The organism is Limnospira indica PCC 8005 (genome assembly GCF_000973065.1).
Taxonomy (GTDB): domain Bacteria; phylum Cyanobacteriota; class Cyanobacteriia; order Cyanobacteriales; family Microcoleaceae; genus Limnospira; species Limnospira fusiformis.
Genome location: NZ_FO818640.1, coordinates 5,720,716 through 5,737,501 on the forward strand (window position 1 = coordinate 5,720,716; position 16,786 = coordinate 5,737,501).

The window sequence follows — 16,786 nt, forward strand, 5'->3', positions numbered from 1 at the left end:
GCAAATCAGCAAATCGGTTAATTATTAATTATTAATTATTAATTATTAATTGTTAATTGTTAATTTTTTTAAGAAGTCTTCGACTAGATAAGACCGCCAACCGGCGGCGATAAAGGCTTCGTTGTCTTCGGGGGTGAGGGTGACCACGATTTGGGTCTCCTCCCAGGCGAGTTCCCCGATCGCTTTGACGCTACCACGATCGCTTAATAGTTCATATCCCGCTTGGGGGAGGGGCCAGTTTTCCTGACTCATGCGATCAATGGCGGGAAAAAGACTTTCTTCGATCACTAATTCCCTTAACTCCTCCCAACGGGGGTCAGTGTTTTCTAGGGGAGACTGGACTATAGACCCTGGAGTAGCTAGGGATATCTCTGGGGCGGCGTTGGTCGTAATGGCGTAAAAATGGGGGAGGAATTGGTATAAATTCAGCGATCGCAATGCTTCCCGCCAACTTCCGGGGTCTTCCTGTTGGTCGTCTAACTCTAAGCAGACGAGGCTACCTGTCGCGTTTTTTTCGTGGTTACGCTTCAGGTCTACTAGCGTAAAAATCTGTAATGACTCCGAAATACATACCTCCCCAATGACGTATGTCGGCGGAACTTCCCAAAGGGCGATCGCTTCTGGAGATAGGCGAGTTTCCATCCTCCCTAGAAATTCTGGTGACTTATTATTGGCGGGACTCCCTTGGGCTAGAGTTCGCAATAACGCCCACCTTTGCCAATTTTGCGCCTGGGGTTGGTCTAAATAACTCATTAGCCATGCAAAACTATCCTGGCTTTCCAGGAGTTGCATTCCCTCGCAGTCATATCGCTTATAAAATGAGCCCCCGCATTTCCGGAATTTATCGTTATTTAAGTCCTGACGGAAACTGTCCGGCGGCGGGTTTGTGGTGCGGTGGCTGCGGTTAACCTGTTTCATCACATCATCCCACGTTAACGACCAACACCAAAATCGACCACTACGGACGATCGCCTGACGTTGTTGGAAGTCTTCCTTAATGCGATCGCGATGATATTCCCAACCGTCTGTAAATACCACCACTGGTAAACTCTCCACCCGACTCGAAGCCGGACGCATGATAAAATCCGCCCGACAGGGAATGGTTACACCATCTTTTTCGTCCAGCGTTACTTGAGTTTCCACAATCCAAGCACTATTTTTTAGTTTGATAAAATAGGCTGTTTTACCATCAATAATCTCTGGTTTCAGCACTAAATCAGTTCGCATTGATAGCGCCTTGATAAAGTTCCTCTCTAGTTCACTCTCTAAATTGCTATTAACTCGAATCGCTGATAAACCTTCCGAATGGTCTTTTAATTCACTCCAATGATTCAGTAATTTTCCCAGTAAACTCTCCGCCTTTTTGCGGCTGGTATAGTCTTTATAAAAACTATTCCGATAAGCAAAAATACATTGATAGCACCCGTCTTGATGCCTTTCTTTGCAACTACAGGTTCTCATCTTTTCCAAGGCTTGCAGAAATACCTCTTGTAATTCCTGCGGCTGGCGAATTAATTGCCGCAGATATCCCGTCCCTCCCGGTATGCTATCGAACAGATATAAAAACGATTTGCGGAGGTTGCTTTCCGGTTGCGGTTCTTCGCTAATGGTCGTGCGGAGGTGGTCTACTTTCCCCCGAAACTTCTCTTTTAAGCCTAATTGGATCGCTGCAATAAACGAGTGCAAACCTTCCGGAGTCCAGAAACTTTCATCCGGCATTAAAAACCGGATTGATTCTGATTCAAATTCCCGGTAAAGATACAGCACCTCGATAGTTTTTACCTGGTCGGGTTTGTCCCGCCACTGACAGCTAATCGCGTGATTTTGGGCGTGGTCCTTATTCCTATCTATTACTTTACCACAACTGCGGCAAACTGTAAACCCTTTTGTCGTAAATTTTTTACCCGCAATTTCCACCGTTTCCCCCGTGGACAAAGACTCGCCTAGGTTGATTTCGCGGAACTTCGTGCGGGAAATATACTCGAACCCAAAGGGAAACTCTGGGTGATTAATCAAAAAAGTTTGTTCGCGGAATTCCGGCAAAAAATCCACTAATAACTGTTTCTCGAAAAATTCGATTTTGCGGTCTTCACTATCATCAGTTAGGCGACTTGTCTGGTCGGCAGTAGTTGCCATAACTTGCCGTAACCGCAGCATAGTCCGCAACCTGCCTTTATCACTCCATAGGGTATCATTACATCGCGGGCAGGTTTTTTGATGGGCTTCTGGTTGAAAACTCTCCGTTGCATAACTACAACTTCGACAAATTCGCCACTCTTGCGGCTCCGATAATTTGAGGTCTATTTGGTCAACCTTTACTCGTCTTCCTTCCGCATAAAAAACCCCGCTGGGTACTAATTCTCTAATCGCCACCTGGCTGGGGCGTTCATAGGTCATGGTTAGCACCTCATAACGCTTACCATTCGCCCCTTGTTTTGGCCGCAGTTTCCGCAAAACCATTGACCGTAAAGTTACTCCCGCTTCCGGGAAAGCATAGTTGGGGAGCAGTCCCTCGTCCGTCAGAAAGTTAAAGATATTTTTGTTGTTGATATCTCGGATAATTTCCCGGAGTCCCTCTTTTTCTTGTTCCATTTCTGCCAGCTTGTCCGGGTCTTGCAGGTGGGTGGGTTCCCCTTTTTGGGCTTTGATTTTTTTGGTGAGGTTGACGATCGCATTACTAAAACGATGTCGTTCTTTTTTCATGCCTTCTAGGCGGTTCAAAATGCGCCAGCCTAGTCCGCCGATTTCCCCTTGTCCCTGGTGCATGAACTCCTCAATTTGGGCTTGAGTTTCTGGGGTAATGGTATCCGCGAATAAATCTATAAATTCCCTCAGTAATTCCCCTTGCTGGCTGTCAATGAACCTTAGCCAATTGTAAGGAAATCGATTTTGGGCTTGATTTTGCAGATGGTTTAGGATATCATTAAGTTGGGGAGAGAATCCTTCCGAGTCTAACCCACTTGCCACCCAATTATCTAGGCAAAACGCCGTCAGTTGTCTCTCTAAAATCGCCGCCGCGTTTAGATAGCATCCCGAAGCCTCTATCCCCCCTTCTAGCATTTGGGCGGGGTCGCTGTAGAAGAATAAATCGTGAGGTTTGGCGTTGGCAATTACTCCCACTAACGCATTACCGTCTCGTCGTCCCGCGCGACCAATTCGCTGCTGGTAGTTGGCAACGTTGGGGGGGAGAGAACACAGGAAAACACTGGAGAGGTCGCCAATATTAATCCCCATTTCTAACGTCGAAGTCGCCGAAATTAAGTTAGGATCACAATAGCGATCGCTCTGGATAAAACGGTGTTCTAAACGTTCGCGGGTAGTGCGGCTTAAAAGTCCCGTATGTTCCGCCGCCACAATGCGACGAACTTCTCCCTGTTGATACATTTGGCGATAGTAGACTAAACCGGGGCGTTGGTCGTCTTCGTGGTAATGTCCCTGACAGCCTAAGCTGCGACAAGTTTCGGGTAAGTGGGAAGAAGTCCGAGAATGGGTGATTTGATGATAACAACGATCGCAAGTAAGAACCTTTCCCCCTGGGTTAATTATAATCGCAGCCATGGGGATACCCCAAGCGCGACCTTGACCGCAAAAATGAGACTCTAGCAACTTCGCCCCCACCAAAGTCTCTAGGGTGAAGTGTAATATATCAATCAGTTGTTCCTTCAGTAGCAGCGTGTGGGGAGCAAATACTCGCATAGTCCAATCTTCGCACCAACTGTCTCTGTTTTTCCCAGAGATCACCCTTTCAAACTGCTTAGTTTTCGCCGCCGCATTTACCAGAAATTTCGGCGCGGGGACAGAAGGACCCACCCCTGGCATATAAACTAATTTAGACAAAAGATATGTTTCGCCGCCACTGCTGATATAATTGCCTTGGGTGACAGGTTGCACAATCCCTCCCCGGTGGCGGAGATGATGCAATAAACCCACGATTAACTCCCTTACCCGGTCCTCACTCACTGTCCGCAGCGCTTCTATTTCATTACTCAGCTTTTGGTGTAGCGTCTTAGTCGCAGCCGTCAGGAATTGGGGGTTAAAGCTGACACTAGCGACCCCGCTGCGTTCCAAAGACGGACCGATCGCCCCTCGGTGTCCGAATTGCGTCACAATTTCCCACACCAGGCGCTTTTCGACTAACTCCAGTAAGTCCGGTAAAGCCGTGTGGGGGTCTAATTTAGACCGATCGCCATTTAGGAAGTCGTCCCACTCCCGCAACCATTGCAGGTCTGTCGGTAGGAAAGTCGCGATATAATTTTCTGGGATGGGGATTTTTTCCCGCCAATAGTCCGCAAAGCGATCGCATAATTCCTGCAAAGTCAGGGGATGTTGAGATTCTCGCACTAATTGGAAAATTGACGTGCGTAATGTGCTACGATAGGTGCGGGCGTTGTAAAATCCAGCCCTGTGAGCAGCATCTTGTACCGAGTCCGAAAAGGTGAGTAGTTTCTTGTCCTGATTGAACGGTGTCGTGTACAAGATGCCAATACTAGCGCTCGTCAGGCTGGCTGCTTGTGCGCCCAAAATTGATAAGCCGTTCGAGTTGCCACAGAAAGGGCAGTCATGGTTAGATATTAACTGTTCCTGTCCGTTTCGGGTTACTGTTTGCGTCACCTCCGGGACTAACACCGGGATTAAATTATCCGCGTTGTTTTCCTTATGACAACCCTTACAGAATTCCACCGAAGTTGGGTTAACCGTGAGACAGTGACGACAGAGGAGTTGAGTTTCCTCGTGAGACTCGTCGCAGGGAAACAGGAAGGACACTAACGGCTTCTGGCTGAAAAACGCTTGATAGAAGCCACGCAGGTCGTTGGGGATAAGTTTATTATTAATCGTGGAATGGCGCACACCACCCCAACCCGTCGCCCCACAGTCGCGACAGTGCATGACCGGTAAGGTTTTCTGATTTTGGCGTAACTCTGGGGTGAGGTCGTCCGAGAAAGCAAGTTCCGGCTGCGACTCCACAGAAGCCACCATACGCTTGAGTTCCCGAAACCAGACCTGTACCCGTAATGTCACCCAAGGGGCTATGATTATTGTACCATTGGGGTTGTCAATTTGGCAACGTGCCGCGCTAATTAACGCGAAAATGCTATCCAGGAGAAGATAGCAATATTCTGGGTGTTGTTTGACCGGGAAGTGGAGACGGCTACCAATGCGATCGAGAATTTCCTCGTAGGTGCAGGATTTTTCCTTTAAAACCCTAATTAAATTATGGATAATTGGGAGGCTTTTTAGTTCCTTCCCTAATTCTACCCGCCACTGGTCGTCTATGGGTTTATTAATAAAAGTATCCGTTTCTGTAGTCGGGTTTAACCAAAGTTGCGCTTGAGTTTGTAGATAGTTTTCCGGGTCGGTGTAGTTGTCCGGTTGCAGTTTTTCCCAGTCCTCTAACCTCGGTAGGGGGAGGACGTTTAATAAAGCATTCCCCAAAAATTCCCCATCACTTAGGCGGTCTTCTTCAATTAAAGCCGCCGCCTCAAACTCTTCTTTAAAGATAGTTTTACTATAGGCTAAGATTTCCGTTTTATCACTTTTGTTCCCCAAAGTCGCCGAAGTTCCCACACAAGCCAAATGTCCTGGGGGAGTTTGGAGGCGGTGTTTTAGGCGACGCAACAAACAAGCCAAGTCCGTCCCCTGTGCGCCATCAAAAGTATGGAATTCATCAACTACCAAATAGCGCAAAGTTTCCGGTTCATTATTTGTCCATAAAGATTGAAGGTCTGGTCGAATTAGCAGATAGTCCAACATTTTATAGTTAGTCAGCAGGATATCTGGGGGAGACTTTCGCAACATCTCTTTATCAGTAATCACCTTTTCTGGGGTCATCACCCGCGTAGGTTTTTCGTCTTTTTCCCCTACATATAACCCAGCCGTAACCTGACCTTTTAGCGACGGAGTTTGCTCAATTATTTGGGCGATACGTTTACTTTGGTCCGTCGCTAAAGCGTTCATAGGATAAATTAAAATCGCTTTTATCCCCGGTTTATTCCCCTGTTGGCGACAATGTTCTAGGAGGGGAATTAAGAAACATTCCGTTTTCCCCGAACCCGTCCCCGTGGCGATTATAGTTGACTGATAGTTAGGGGGACTGAGGCGATTAAAAGCGCGTTCTTGGTGCAAAAACGGGATAAAACCCAGGGGAATTTCCGGGAAATAGTCCCCGCCAATTGTACCCTGTCGAAACGGTAAACCCACCGAAACATAAGGTCCGCGATAGAGGTTATTAGCCGTTTTCAGGAATCGTTCAATCAACCCATTAAACCCTGGCGTTGTCGGTCGAAAGGTGGTTATCAAATAGTCAGAAACACAGTTCCTAATTTGGGCAGCTACAACTGAAGGAAACATCTCTCTTCTCTTAATTAATAATTAATAATTAACAATTAACAATTGGGGGATAAGAAACCCGGTTTCTCGGCTTCTCGAGGATAAGAAACCCGGTTTCTCAAAGAAACCCGGTTTCTCGGCTTCTCGAGGATAAGAAACCCGGTTTCTCAAAGAAACCGGGTTTCTCGGCTTCTCGAAAAAGAAACCCGGTTTCCGGGTGGTCTTAATTAATAACCAATAATTAACAATTGGGGGGAAGAAACCGGGTTTATCGGCTCCTGGGGGGATAAGAAACCCCGTTTCTCCAAGGACGAAAAAGAAACCCGGTTTCTCAAAGAAACCCGGTTTATAGGCTGCTGGAGTAAGAAAGGAGGTTTCCGGGGTGGCTGGTGGGGGGGTAAAGAAACCCCGTTTCTCAAAGAAACCCGGTTTATAGGCTGCTGGAGTAAGAAAGGAGGTTTCCGGGGTGGCTGGTGGGGGGGTAAAGAAACCCCGTTTCTCAAAGAAACCCGGTTTATAGGCTGCTGGAGTAAGAAAGGAGGTTTCCGGGGTGGCTGGTGGAGGGATAAAGAAACCCCGTTTCTCAAAGAAACCCGGTTTATAGGCTGCTGGAATAAAGGGTCTTTGACAATTTGCCGATAGTGTGTTATGGTGTCCATAATCGAATCTCCTCTAAATCAATTATTAATTGTTAATTGTTTCCACGCCGTGCGGTAGTCCTCAATACGATCGCATAATATAAAAGGCGCTTCGTAGGCGATTTTCCGAGTCGTTGGACCCTGGGGGAGGGTGTCGTCCGTCACCGTTACTTCTATGATACCACTTTCCAGGTCTTTGATGTCTTCCCAACCGATGATTTCCTTTTTCGCGTTCCCTTTGCGCGGTAAACCTACCCCCGTTAACCCTTTGCTGCTCGTGAACACTATTCTACCATTCATATCATAATAGGTTTCCTTTTCATATTGCTGCATCACCGGGAATTGTACCCTGTATAACGTGATGAGTTCCTCTAGGGTTAACCCTAACGACATCGCTGCTAATACGTCTATTTCTACTAACGCTTGACGACGTTCGTAGTCACTCCGCAAGGCGTTATTTCTTTGCCATTCTGGGGTTAAATTACCGAAAAAGTTTTGATTCAGTCGCCGGTCTTCCCCTTTTGTCCATCTCTCTTCACGGTATCCTTCCTCCCAGCATTCTTCCCATAATTCACCATAATACACTGTTAGGCAATTTAACGCTAGAGTGCGAATATGTAATTTTTTTCGGAATGCAGATATTGAACATGGGAATAATGCCATATCTCCTGGCGTTAAATCCGATTTACCCGTGGATTTTAAATAGAAATCTAGGGACAAAGATTGTAAAAGTGAAGCAAAATCAAGCAGGATATCATTGTTTTTAAAAATTGTAGTAACCACGCTAATAATATGAGCAGAAAGTTTCGGGATAATACATGGAATTAAAGTGCGTTCTCCTGACTGACTTAATCTTTTACGGTAAGCAACCCGATAAAACTCAGTGACGGGTTTTTGGTCATCCCAGGGAACGCAGGGAGTGCGACGACGGTATTCAGCAGGGGAACAGTCCGGGACGTAGTTAGTGCGCGGTAGATAGTCGTCGGGAATTGCCATTAAATCAATAATATCATAATGCCCTTTTTCAGTGCAAACTTTTCTCGGAGTTTTATAAAGTGGTGTTCCGACAAAGAAATGGGGTCCTGATAAAATCAGGTCTTGGGGAGACTTCACAAACTGAGTATCTCGGCGAATTGTCTTATCTTTTTTGACGGCATTAGTTTCATCAAACATAACCGTTGCATAATATTCACCTTGTAAATTACCGAGTCGCTGTTCTTGGGTGGCAAACTTTTCTAATACACTGACTAAGTTTTGCGAATGTAAAGTTGGTAGTCGCGCTTCCTCGGCGGGGGTTCCTTCCGCATCATAAAGAGTTGCAAATAATTGTAAACTCTCGCGATTTACATGAATTACTCGCTTTTTATGACCCAACAAATTCCAGGAATTAGAGTCATTTTTAATCCCGCCAACTTCACCCATACCATGATGTTTTAAAGATTCGTCAACTGTTTGCACCGCAAATAAATTAGCAATCGTTTTAAACTCTGGTAATTGCGGATAACTAAATATATTTAAACTATATTTGACTCTATGACCTATTGGAAATAGCATTAATTGATTCTGAAACTGAAAATGATATCGCAAACGCCGATATAATTCCCGGCGCAAAGTTCCGCCTTTGGGGTCATCATAAACCCCTTCTGGGTGTAAGAAACCCGACACCCCGCCAGACTTGCCAAAATTCCAGGCTTGGGGAAGGAAACACTTAAATAAGTTGGTTTGCGACCCTTTCAATAACGGATAATTTTGCACCGCGTTGAGGAAATTCTGGGTTCCGTGTGACTCTTCATACTCCTGAAGATATGCGGCTCGTAACTTTGGGTATTTACTAAATAAATCTTCCCGCCGTTTCGCCAACTCACTCGCCGATAACTTTCTAATCACCGTCAACGGGTCATATTCCCCCAATATATCCCCTTCTTGCCATTCTATCTTCACCCAGGGAGGGTTACCAATCATTAAATCAAACCCGCCTCTCTCTAGGAAAATATCCGCAAATTCCAACTCCCAATGGAAAAACTTATAAGTTTCCGCCAAAGTTTCCACCAACTGCAACCGAGGCGAAAAACCCTTGAACTTCTCCAAGTCCACAAAACCAAATTTCTTAATAAAATCCTCCGCTTGCTGGGGTGTTTGAGTTTCCGGGAATAAAGATAACTGTTGGGAGGATACCATTTCCGTCACCCCTAAAATCATCCCTATGTCGCTGAAAAACTCCTCCCGACTCGGTAAGTTTTCCGCCTCCTCTAGCGGCCAAAACCATAAACTGCACCAATAGTCCATCACCAACTTTAGCCGCCGATAAGCCGATGAATTACTCACCCCCCGCGAGAGTTTCTCCTGTTCGTAGATTTTATCTTTTTGTGCTAGGGGAACTTCCCGTTTCTCCTGTTCCGGTTGTCCCCACACCGTCAAGCTGTCCGTAGTCCGTTGGCGAATTTTGGCTAATTCCTTCGCGTAAGTATGCCACAGTTCATCAATGCGAGTTGATAGGTATGTTCCATAGTCCGCTTGGTCGGCATTTAGGGGAGTTTTGATAAATTCTTTCTGCCATTGGTTAATCTGTTTTATGGCTTCGGGGGTGAGTTTTTTAATCACTTTATCCGTATAATTAGCCATACCTGGGTCCCCTAACAAAAAGTGAAAAATACCGTCTGCGGGGAAGGTTTCTCCCAGGGGTATCCGTGACGGCGGCATTTCCCACCAGGAGAGGTTTTTTTTGCCTTGACTCACCTTTTGGCGGGGGTATATTTGTCGTCTCGCACCCACCAGGGAGTTACCACAATGCAATTGCAAGCCAAACCAGGGGACGAATATTTGGTCGCTGTCTTTTTCCCCATAGATACAATTTAACCACAGGGAAACCTCGGCTAATTCCATGGCTATGGGGTTTTTATCAATGCCAAATACATTGCGGTCAGCCAGCAGCATTTTGACTTTCTGCTTCTCTAAGGTGATGTTTTCATGGGGTATCCGTTGATTAAGTTCCTCCTCTTTTCGCTGTAAATAAGCCTCGGCTAATTGAGTTATAGCTTCATTCAAAAAAGCCGCACTTCCCATAGCTGGTTCGCAGACGGTTAACTTTAAAATATCGTCAGCGGTCTTGTCGGCTAAAAGTTCTTGGAGAGCATATTTGACCAAACATTTGGTTAAGGTTTGGGGAGTGTAATAACTGGCACTTTTTTGGCGGTCTCTTCCCGCTAACCGAAACAAAAATTTCCCTTTCTCATGTTTGCGGGGAGTTTTTCCGGTCTGGGGGTCTGTCACCAACTCCTCCGTTTTTAACTCCTCCAAACGGTCAGCGGGAACAAAATAAGCCACCTCTAATTCACTGCGTGGTTGGGAACCTTTCGCCGCTTTGGGTTTAACTGTGGGTTGGTCTTCGTCGTCGTCTTCGGTGTCTGTCTTGGTAGAGGTTTTTTTGGCGGCGGGTTGAACTTCGTAGAGGTTTTCCTCGGCGAAAAAAGCCGATAAACTCAATAAACCCTCGTAAACTTCCCCTAACTGGTTAACCCCCAATTGCGCGTAGCTAATGCGTCCCCGTCGTCCTTGTCCTGACCGCGACAAAGACATCAATTCCAAGACTTTCTGTAGGACGGAATTGCGAAACCTGACTCCCTCTAACATGGAGGTATATTCGGGGTCAAACAGATGACTTTTTAAGGCGGGTAAACGGAAGGTATTATAAATGGCTGTTTTCTTCTGCAAAAGTTCGGCTTGTTTATGGTCTTCTTCAGGATATCCAAACCACAACAATTTAAATAAACGACGAATAGAGGTATCTATATAATAGCCTTCGGAGTCCTCCGAAGAAAGTAACTCCACCTGTTCCAAGTCTCGCAGGGTTTCTAAACTATATCCCTCCCGATAAACATCAGAACCCATGGGAGCATAACCTAACTCGGGTCGCGCTTCAATATAAAAGATAAATAGCAGTCGATAAACCCACCGCAAACACTGGATTTTTAACAGGTTGGGGTCAATTTCCTGTTCTCCCTTTTGGGTTTGTTCCTGGGTGGAATAAACCCTTTCCCCCACTTTCCGCCGATAATAAATAAACTCGTTTCCCAAAAGTTCGATCGCCTCCCGTAAGGCAAATTTCAAGTCTTCGGAAACGCTATAAGTATGGCGGTGACTATTTTCATCAAGGGTATCTAACAACGCCATTCCTTCCGCTGGACAAATGCGATCGCGGTGTAACAGGGTAGCGGTAGCGAACAAAGAATGGCGATCGCGATCGGCTAAAATCTGCTCTAAATCAAACCTTAACAACCGGGAAGCATTCCATTTATAACGGTCAATTAAAGCTATCTGGTCTACACTAATTAATAGCACCCAGCGGGGGGGTTCATTTTGACCAAAAACCACATCAGTTACGATATCTTCCAGGGTAGAATTTAGCCAGTTTTCTGGAGAGCGATCGACCCGAAATTCCGGGAAATCTTGACCTTGAATAGGGTCAAATTCCAGGGAGAGAATATCGAGAGGTTCTCCGGTAGGATTAAACCCTTCCAAAACCCACAAATTTGGCATTCCAGAACTCGGTCTAACTTCCGCCAAAATCGGGAGCAAAGTATCATTATCCAACCACTTTAACCCCGGTTCCCACTGATACCCCAAAACCTCCAAAACCTGCCGAAAAAACTGCCGTTGCTGACCGAGAATTTCAGTTTTATCTATATTAATAGTTTGGGTGCGAGTTTTGAGGCGAAAATAATCTCCCCGCAGCCTCCCCAAAGCCTGGGACGGCGGCTCTTGATTGGTCCCCACCTCGGAGGCGATCGTCTTTAGGTCTTCGGTTAAAATTGCATCCAAATAATAGGCGGCATAAAATTCATTTTCGTTAGCAATTCCGATTAACATAATATTCGATAACCCCGGCTTATAGTCAAAGAAACCCTGTAAATTTTCATTTTACACTACTCACGACCAACAAGAAACCCGGTTTCTCAAAGAAACCGGGTTTCTAGACCTCTCCACCAAGAAACCCGGTTTCTCAAAGAAACCGGGTTTCTAGACCTCTCCACCAAGAAACCCGGTTTCTCAAAGAAACCGGGTTTCTAGACCTCTCCACCAAGAAACCCGGTTTCTCAAAGAAACCGGGTTTCTAGACCTCTCCAACAAGAAACCCGGTTTCTCAAAGAAACCGGGTTTCTAGACCTCTCCACAAAGAAACCCGGTTTCTCGAAGAAACCGGGTTTCTAGACCTCTCGAAAAAGAAACCGGGTTTCTAGACCTCTCTTGCGCTAAAATTTAACGGAGTTATAAAAGTTGAAGTTGTGGGAGTTGATTGGAAATGCCACGTCGCAAAATTGTTTTTGAAACGGGTCATTACTACCATATTTATAATCGAGGTAATAATCATCAAATTATCTTTTTTACCCAAGACAACTATATTCATTTTTTGCGCCTGATTAGAAAATATTTGGTTGAATCTAATGTGGCTGATATTATTGCTTATTGTTTGATGCCTAATCATTATCATTTATTGGTATATTTGAAACAGAATTGTTTTTCTGAGGTGATGCAAAAATTTAGCTTGTCTTATGTGAAAGCAATTAACAAGCAGTATGACAGGGTTGGCGGTTTATTTCAAGGTAGATTTCAAGCGATCGCTGTTGATAATGATGAATATTTATTCCATTTAACACGATATATTCATTTAAACCCAGTTAAGGCTAATTTGGTTAAAAAACCCGAAGATTGGGAGTTTTCTAGCTATCCCGAATATCTCCAATTGCGTGGGGGAACTTTGCCGAAAATTGATGGGGTGCGATCGCTTTTTAATTCGGTGAATGATTATCGGTCTTTTGTCGAAAGTCATATCCAAACCTCATCAATTCAGCACTTACTACTTGATGAATAGAAGCTAAAAGAAACCCAGGGATAAGAAACCCGGAAATAAATAAGAAACCCGGTTTCTCAAAGAAACCCGGTTTCTCGGCTTCTCAAGGATAAGAAACCCGGTTTCTCAAAGAAACCGGGTTTCTAGACTTCTCGATGAATTATTAATTATTAATTATTAATTATTAATTATTATCAGTTTCCAGAAAAAAGTGGAGGGTTTCTTGGCTGTTGTCTGATATAATAAAAATAGCCCTTGTAGCCCTTGATATCGCCTTTTTTATCTCCCTCCACCGTAAGGGAGAAATATTTTTCACCCCCACCATGAACAATCATTCATTTTTAACCATGAAAAGTATTACCCCCCAAGAATTACAAGTAAATCTTGATAAGTGGCTTGACGAAATCATAGAAACCGGGATACCTTTAGAGATTTTACGGGGAGGTAAACGGCTTCGTATTATTCCCGTTGAACCCCTAGACAAGTTCGAGAAATTAGTCTATCGTCCCCAGGTTATTTTAGGCAATGCTGAAGATTTAATTGACATCAATTGGGAACAGGAGGTTAATCTTGATCTACCTTGATACCCATGTTGTAGTTTGGCTGTATGCAGGCTTGACAGATAAATTTAGTGACCTAGCGCGGTCTTTAATTAATAACTCTGCTCTCTATATTTCACCGATAGGATTATTGTTTCTTATGCAGCCGTAAACAGTAACATTTTACTGACCAAAGACCACAAAATTTTAGCCAATTATTCTCAAGCAAAATGGGAATAAGTTTTGTTGGGGGATAAGAAACCGGGTTTCTCGGCTTCTCGAGGATAAGAAACCCGGTTTCTCAAAGAAACCGGGTTTCTAGACTTCTCGACAAAGAAACCGGGTTTCTCAAAGAAACCGGGTTTCTAGACTTCTCGACAAAGAAACCGGGTTTCTCGGCTTCTCGAGGATAAGAAACCCGGTTTCTCAAAGAAACCGGGTTTCTAGACTTCTCGACAAAGAAACCGGGTTTCTATGCTTGCTGAATCACAAAAATTAACTTGAGATAAGGTTCGCTTTCCGTAGTCATTGACAACTCTACCCAATCGCGATAATCTTGGAATATCTTGTCAATTTTATGGCGTTCTTTCTGCTGTTTATCCTGCTTCAGATTAGCCGAAATATTATCACTTTCCCACCGCAACTCTAACTGTTCCACATGATAGCCTTGCAGCCTTTCCAGGCGTTCCCGTTGTGCCTCTAACTGAGGATTTAACTGGTCTTGAAACCGTTGCCTTTCCTGCTGAAGATATTGCCGCGCTTGCTGAATAGCCGGACTCCGTAAAGGGAGTAAATCATCAATATTAACCGTCCCGGAATTGGGCAACTCATGCAGTCCTAATTCCGTGCGTTTCTGAGTTTCCGCAAAGGGTTCAACCCGCTGAAATTTCCCTTGTTTAAAGATAACCGAAACCCAGCGATTTAGGACGGAAGTTCCTCGGCGGTTGGGGAAACTACCAAAGCAGATAAAAATCACCTCATCGGATTCTAATCCCTGAGATAATTGTATCACAGGTGCTTGATGTCTGCCAAAATAAAATAAACAGCGATCGCTAATCCATTCTACCAAAGGATGCAATTCCCAAAGGTATTGAACAGCCGACCAGTCCGCGTCTTCGGTTCGCGCTTGTTCCATGGCCCGCATCATATCTTCGGGGCGATCGCTAAGATATAATAACCGATTATCCTGGGGTTGTATTTCTTTAGGAAGGCGATCGTAACGGCTTTTTAGCTCTTGAGGAAGTTGCAATTCAATAAACCCTTCATCTTCGTTAATTTGGAGATTATGAACCGGACTGGTCTGGGAATTAATGAACCTTAAAGCCGTAGCGGTAAACTGAAAAATCGACGGAAATAGACTTAACAAACTCCCCGTTTCCACCAGAGGTTCACCCTGGCTAGAGTCCATGGAAACCCCCTCATCAGTATCCCCAGACTCCGACTCAAACCAGCTAAAAATATCGACATCTCCCTCTCCCTTGGCGTTGCGGTCTAACTCCTCGGCAAAATCCGCCGCCGACACTCCGCTTTCAATAGCAGCAGCGGTCAAATTTTCTTCTTTTTCCGGGTCAAATACCCCCATAAATACGGAAGGATCGCCAATATTTTTAATCGCCTGTTCATCCTTAGTTAAAAGTACTTTAATAATACGCTCCACCTCATCCATACGTTCAACCTGGGAGCGAGTCAGCAGATAGCGAATTTCCGGTTTTCGAGTTTGTCCGTAGCGGTCGATCCGTCCGTTTCGCTGCTGTAAAGTCATCAACGACCAAGGGATATCAAAGTGAATCAATTTATGGCTAAGATAGTGCAGGTTTAACCCTTCTGATGCCACTTCCGTAGCAATTAAAATCCTCACCGGGGAATTTTCATAGCCAAATTTCTCGACAATTTCCACTTGGTCAATATCTGCCATACCCCCATCTAAACGAGCGATCGCCTCTGGTTTTAAGCGCAAGTCTTGGGGTAGTTCCGCCTCCAGAAACCGCAAAGTTTCCAAACGTCCGGTAAAAATAACCAAGCGGTCTTTGGGGTCTTTTCCAGTCCACTGAAACTCAGTTTTAATCAGTTGGATAAGTCGCTGATACTTAGAAAAACTCCCCTGATCTATTGCCGCCAAACCTGCCGCCAAATCAGTCAATTCTGCCTGGTCTAATTCCGTGGAGATATCCAGCTTTTTCTGTAAAGTTTTCAGGCGATTTTGCACGGTTTCCAGACCCGCAGCCGGACTAGATAAGAATGCCTTTAGGAGAGTAGTTTTAAATAGCTGTCCGGCACTTTTGCCTCGGTCAATACTGACCAATTGCAAATCGTGGAGTTTCCGAAAAACCGCCTCTTCTGGGGGGGAGGCGATCGCTTCTACAGGTTCCACATTCCGTTCAGGGATACTTTGGTTTAAATCCCGCAAAACATCTTTTTTAAACCGCCGCAAATAGAGGTCATGGATATCATTTTTAGTGTAGTTACTTTCATTAGCGATCGCCGTCGGATCTAGCATATTCATCAAACTAGCAAAACTCTCCGGTTTCCCGTCATGGGGAGTAGCGGAAAGCAAAATCAAAGTATCCGAACGAGTAGCTAAACGTTCAGCCAATTTCGCCCGCTGCGAAGCCGACTGACCCTTACCTCTGCGGGCGACATTATGGGCTTCATCAATTATAATAATATCCCAGTGAGCCTGTTCCAAATAACTGCGATATTCCCGGTCTTGTTTGAGGGTATCAATAGAAATAATTGTCCGGTCATAATAGTGAAAAGGGTTATGATTTCCCGGAAGTCGCGATCGCACTCGTTGAATTTCCTCAGAGTCCAAACGCACCAAAGGAATAGTAAACCGCAGCCAAAACTCCTTTTGAAACTGCCCCATCATTGACTTAGTAGTAACCACTAAAATCCGGCGACCTTTCCCCCTCCCAATTAACTCAGTTACCAGGATACCACATTCCAGAGTTTTACCCAACCCCACCGCATCAGCAATTAACAAGCGTTGGCGAGGCATTTGTAGGGCTTTAGTCGCCGGAATAAGCTGATAATTCAGGGCATCCATAGCGGCTTTATGTCCCCAATAAATCCGCCCATCTTCCGGGATAGTTTGCTTTAAATTCGCCTCAACAAATAATAAACTACGGACATAACCAGAAGTTTCATCAATAACCAAATGAGTCTCTTCGGGTTTCAACACTTGTAAACCCCGTTTCCTGTCTTTTTTTTCCAACTCTTCCAGGAAGCGAATACGACGACCCCGGAGAAATTCCGACACTCCCACTGCTTCAATAATGCGATCGCCATCAGAAGACAGGGCCACAGATTTAACCAACCATTCAGCATCCCGGCAAAGAATTCGTGCCCCTGGAGCAATATCTGTTAACATATTTTAGCTTATTATTACACCATATTTTCCGAAAATTAGTTTAGCATAAAACCCTCCCAGAAAC

The 16,786-nt window shown here is 45.0% G+C and carries 5 protein-coding genes; 2 read left to right on the plus strand and 3 right to left on the minus strand.

What is annotated here, in order from left to right; all coding sequences use genetic code 11:
- Positions 1-45: 45 nt before the first annotated feature.
- Both XZ46_RS25245 and XZ46_RS37115 read right to left on the minus strand, forming a co-directional pair.
- Positions 46-6,348 carry a DEAD/DEAH box helicase gene (locus XZ46_RS25245; RefSeq protein ID WP_008055895.1) on the minus strand — a complete coding sequence of 2,101 codons (6,303 nt, stop codon included), beginning with the start codon at positions 6,346-6,348 and terminating at the stop codon, positions 46-48.
- A gap of 656 nt (positions 6,349-7,004) precedes the next feature.
- The gene (locus XZ46_RS37115) at positions 7,005-11,831 is read right to left on the minus strand and encodes a type II restriction enzyme methylase subunit (RefSeq protein ID WP_008055893.1); all 4,827 of its coding nucleotides are present in this window, start codon (positions 11,829-11,831) and stop codon (positions 7,005-7,007) included.
- A gap of 433 nt (positions 11,832-12,264) precedes the next feature.
- On the opposite strand from XZ46_RS37115, the gene XZ46_RS25260 reads away from it, so the two are divergent.
- The gene (locus tag XZ46_RS25260; protein ID WP_008054774.1) at positions 12,265-12,834 is read left to right on the plus strand and encodes an REP-associated tyrosine transposase; all 570 of its coding nucleotides are present in this window, start codon (positions 12,265-12,267) and stop codon (positions 12,832-12,834) included.
- A 209-nt stretch (positions 12,835-13,043) separates the two neighbouring features.
- Positions 13,044-13,397: a type II toxin-antitoxin system Phd/YefM family antitoxin gene (locus XZ46_RS25265; RefSeq protein WP_228116425.1), complete on the plus strand. Its 354-nt coding sequence runs from the start codon at positions 13,044-13,046 to the stop codon at positions 13,395-13,397.
- Between the two features lie 427 nt (positions 13,398-13,824).
- Here XZ46_RS25265 and XZ46_RS37120 read toward each other — a convergent pair whose 3' ends face one another.
- Complete coding sequence (locus XZ46_RS37120) at positions 13,825-16,668, minus strand: DEAD/DEAH box helicase (protein ID WP_228116426.1); 2,844 nt, start codon at positions 16,666-16,668, stop codon at positions 13,825-13,827.
- Between the last annotated feature and the right edge of the window lie 118 nt (positions 16,669-16,786).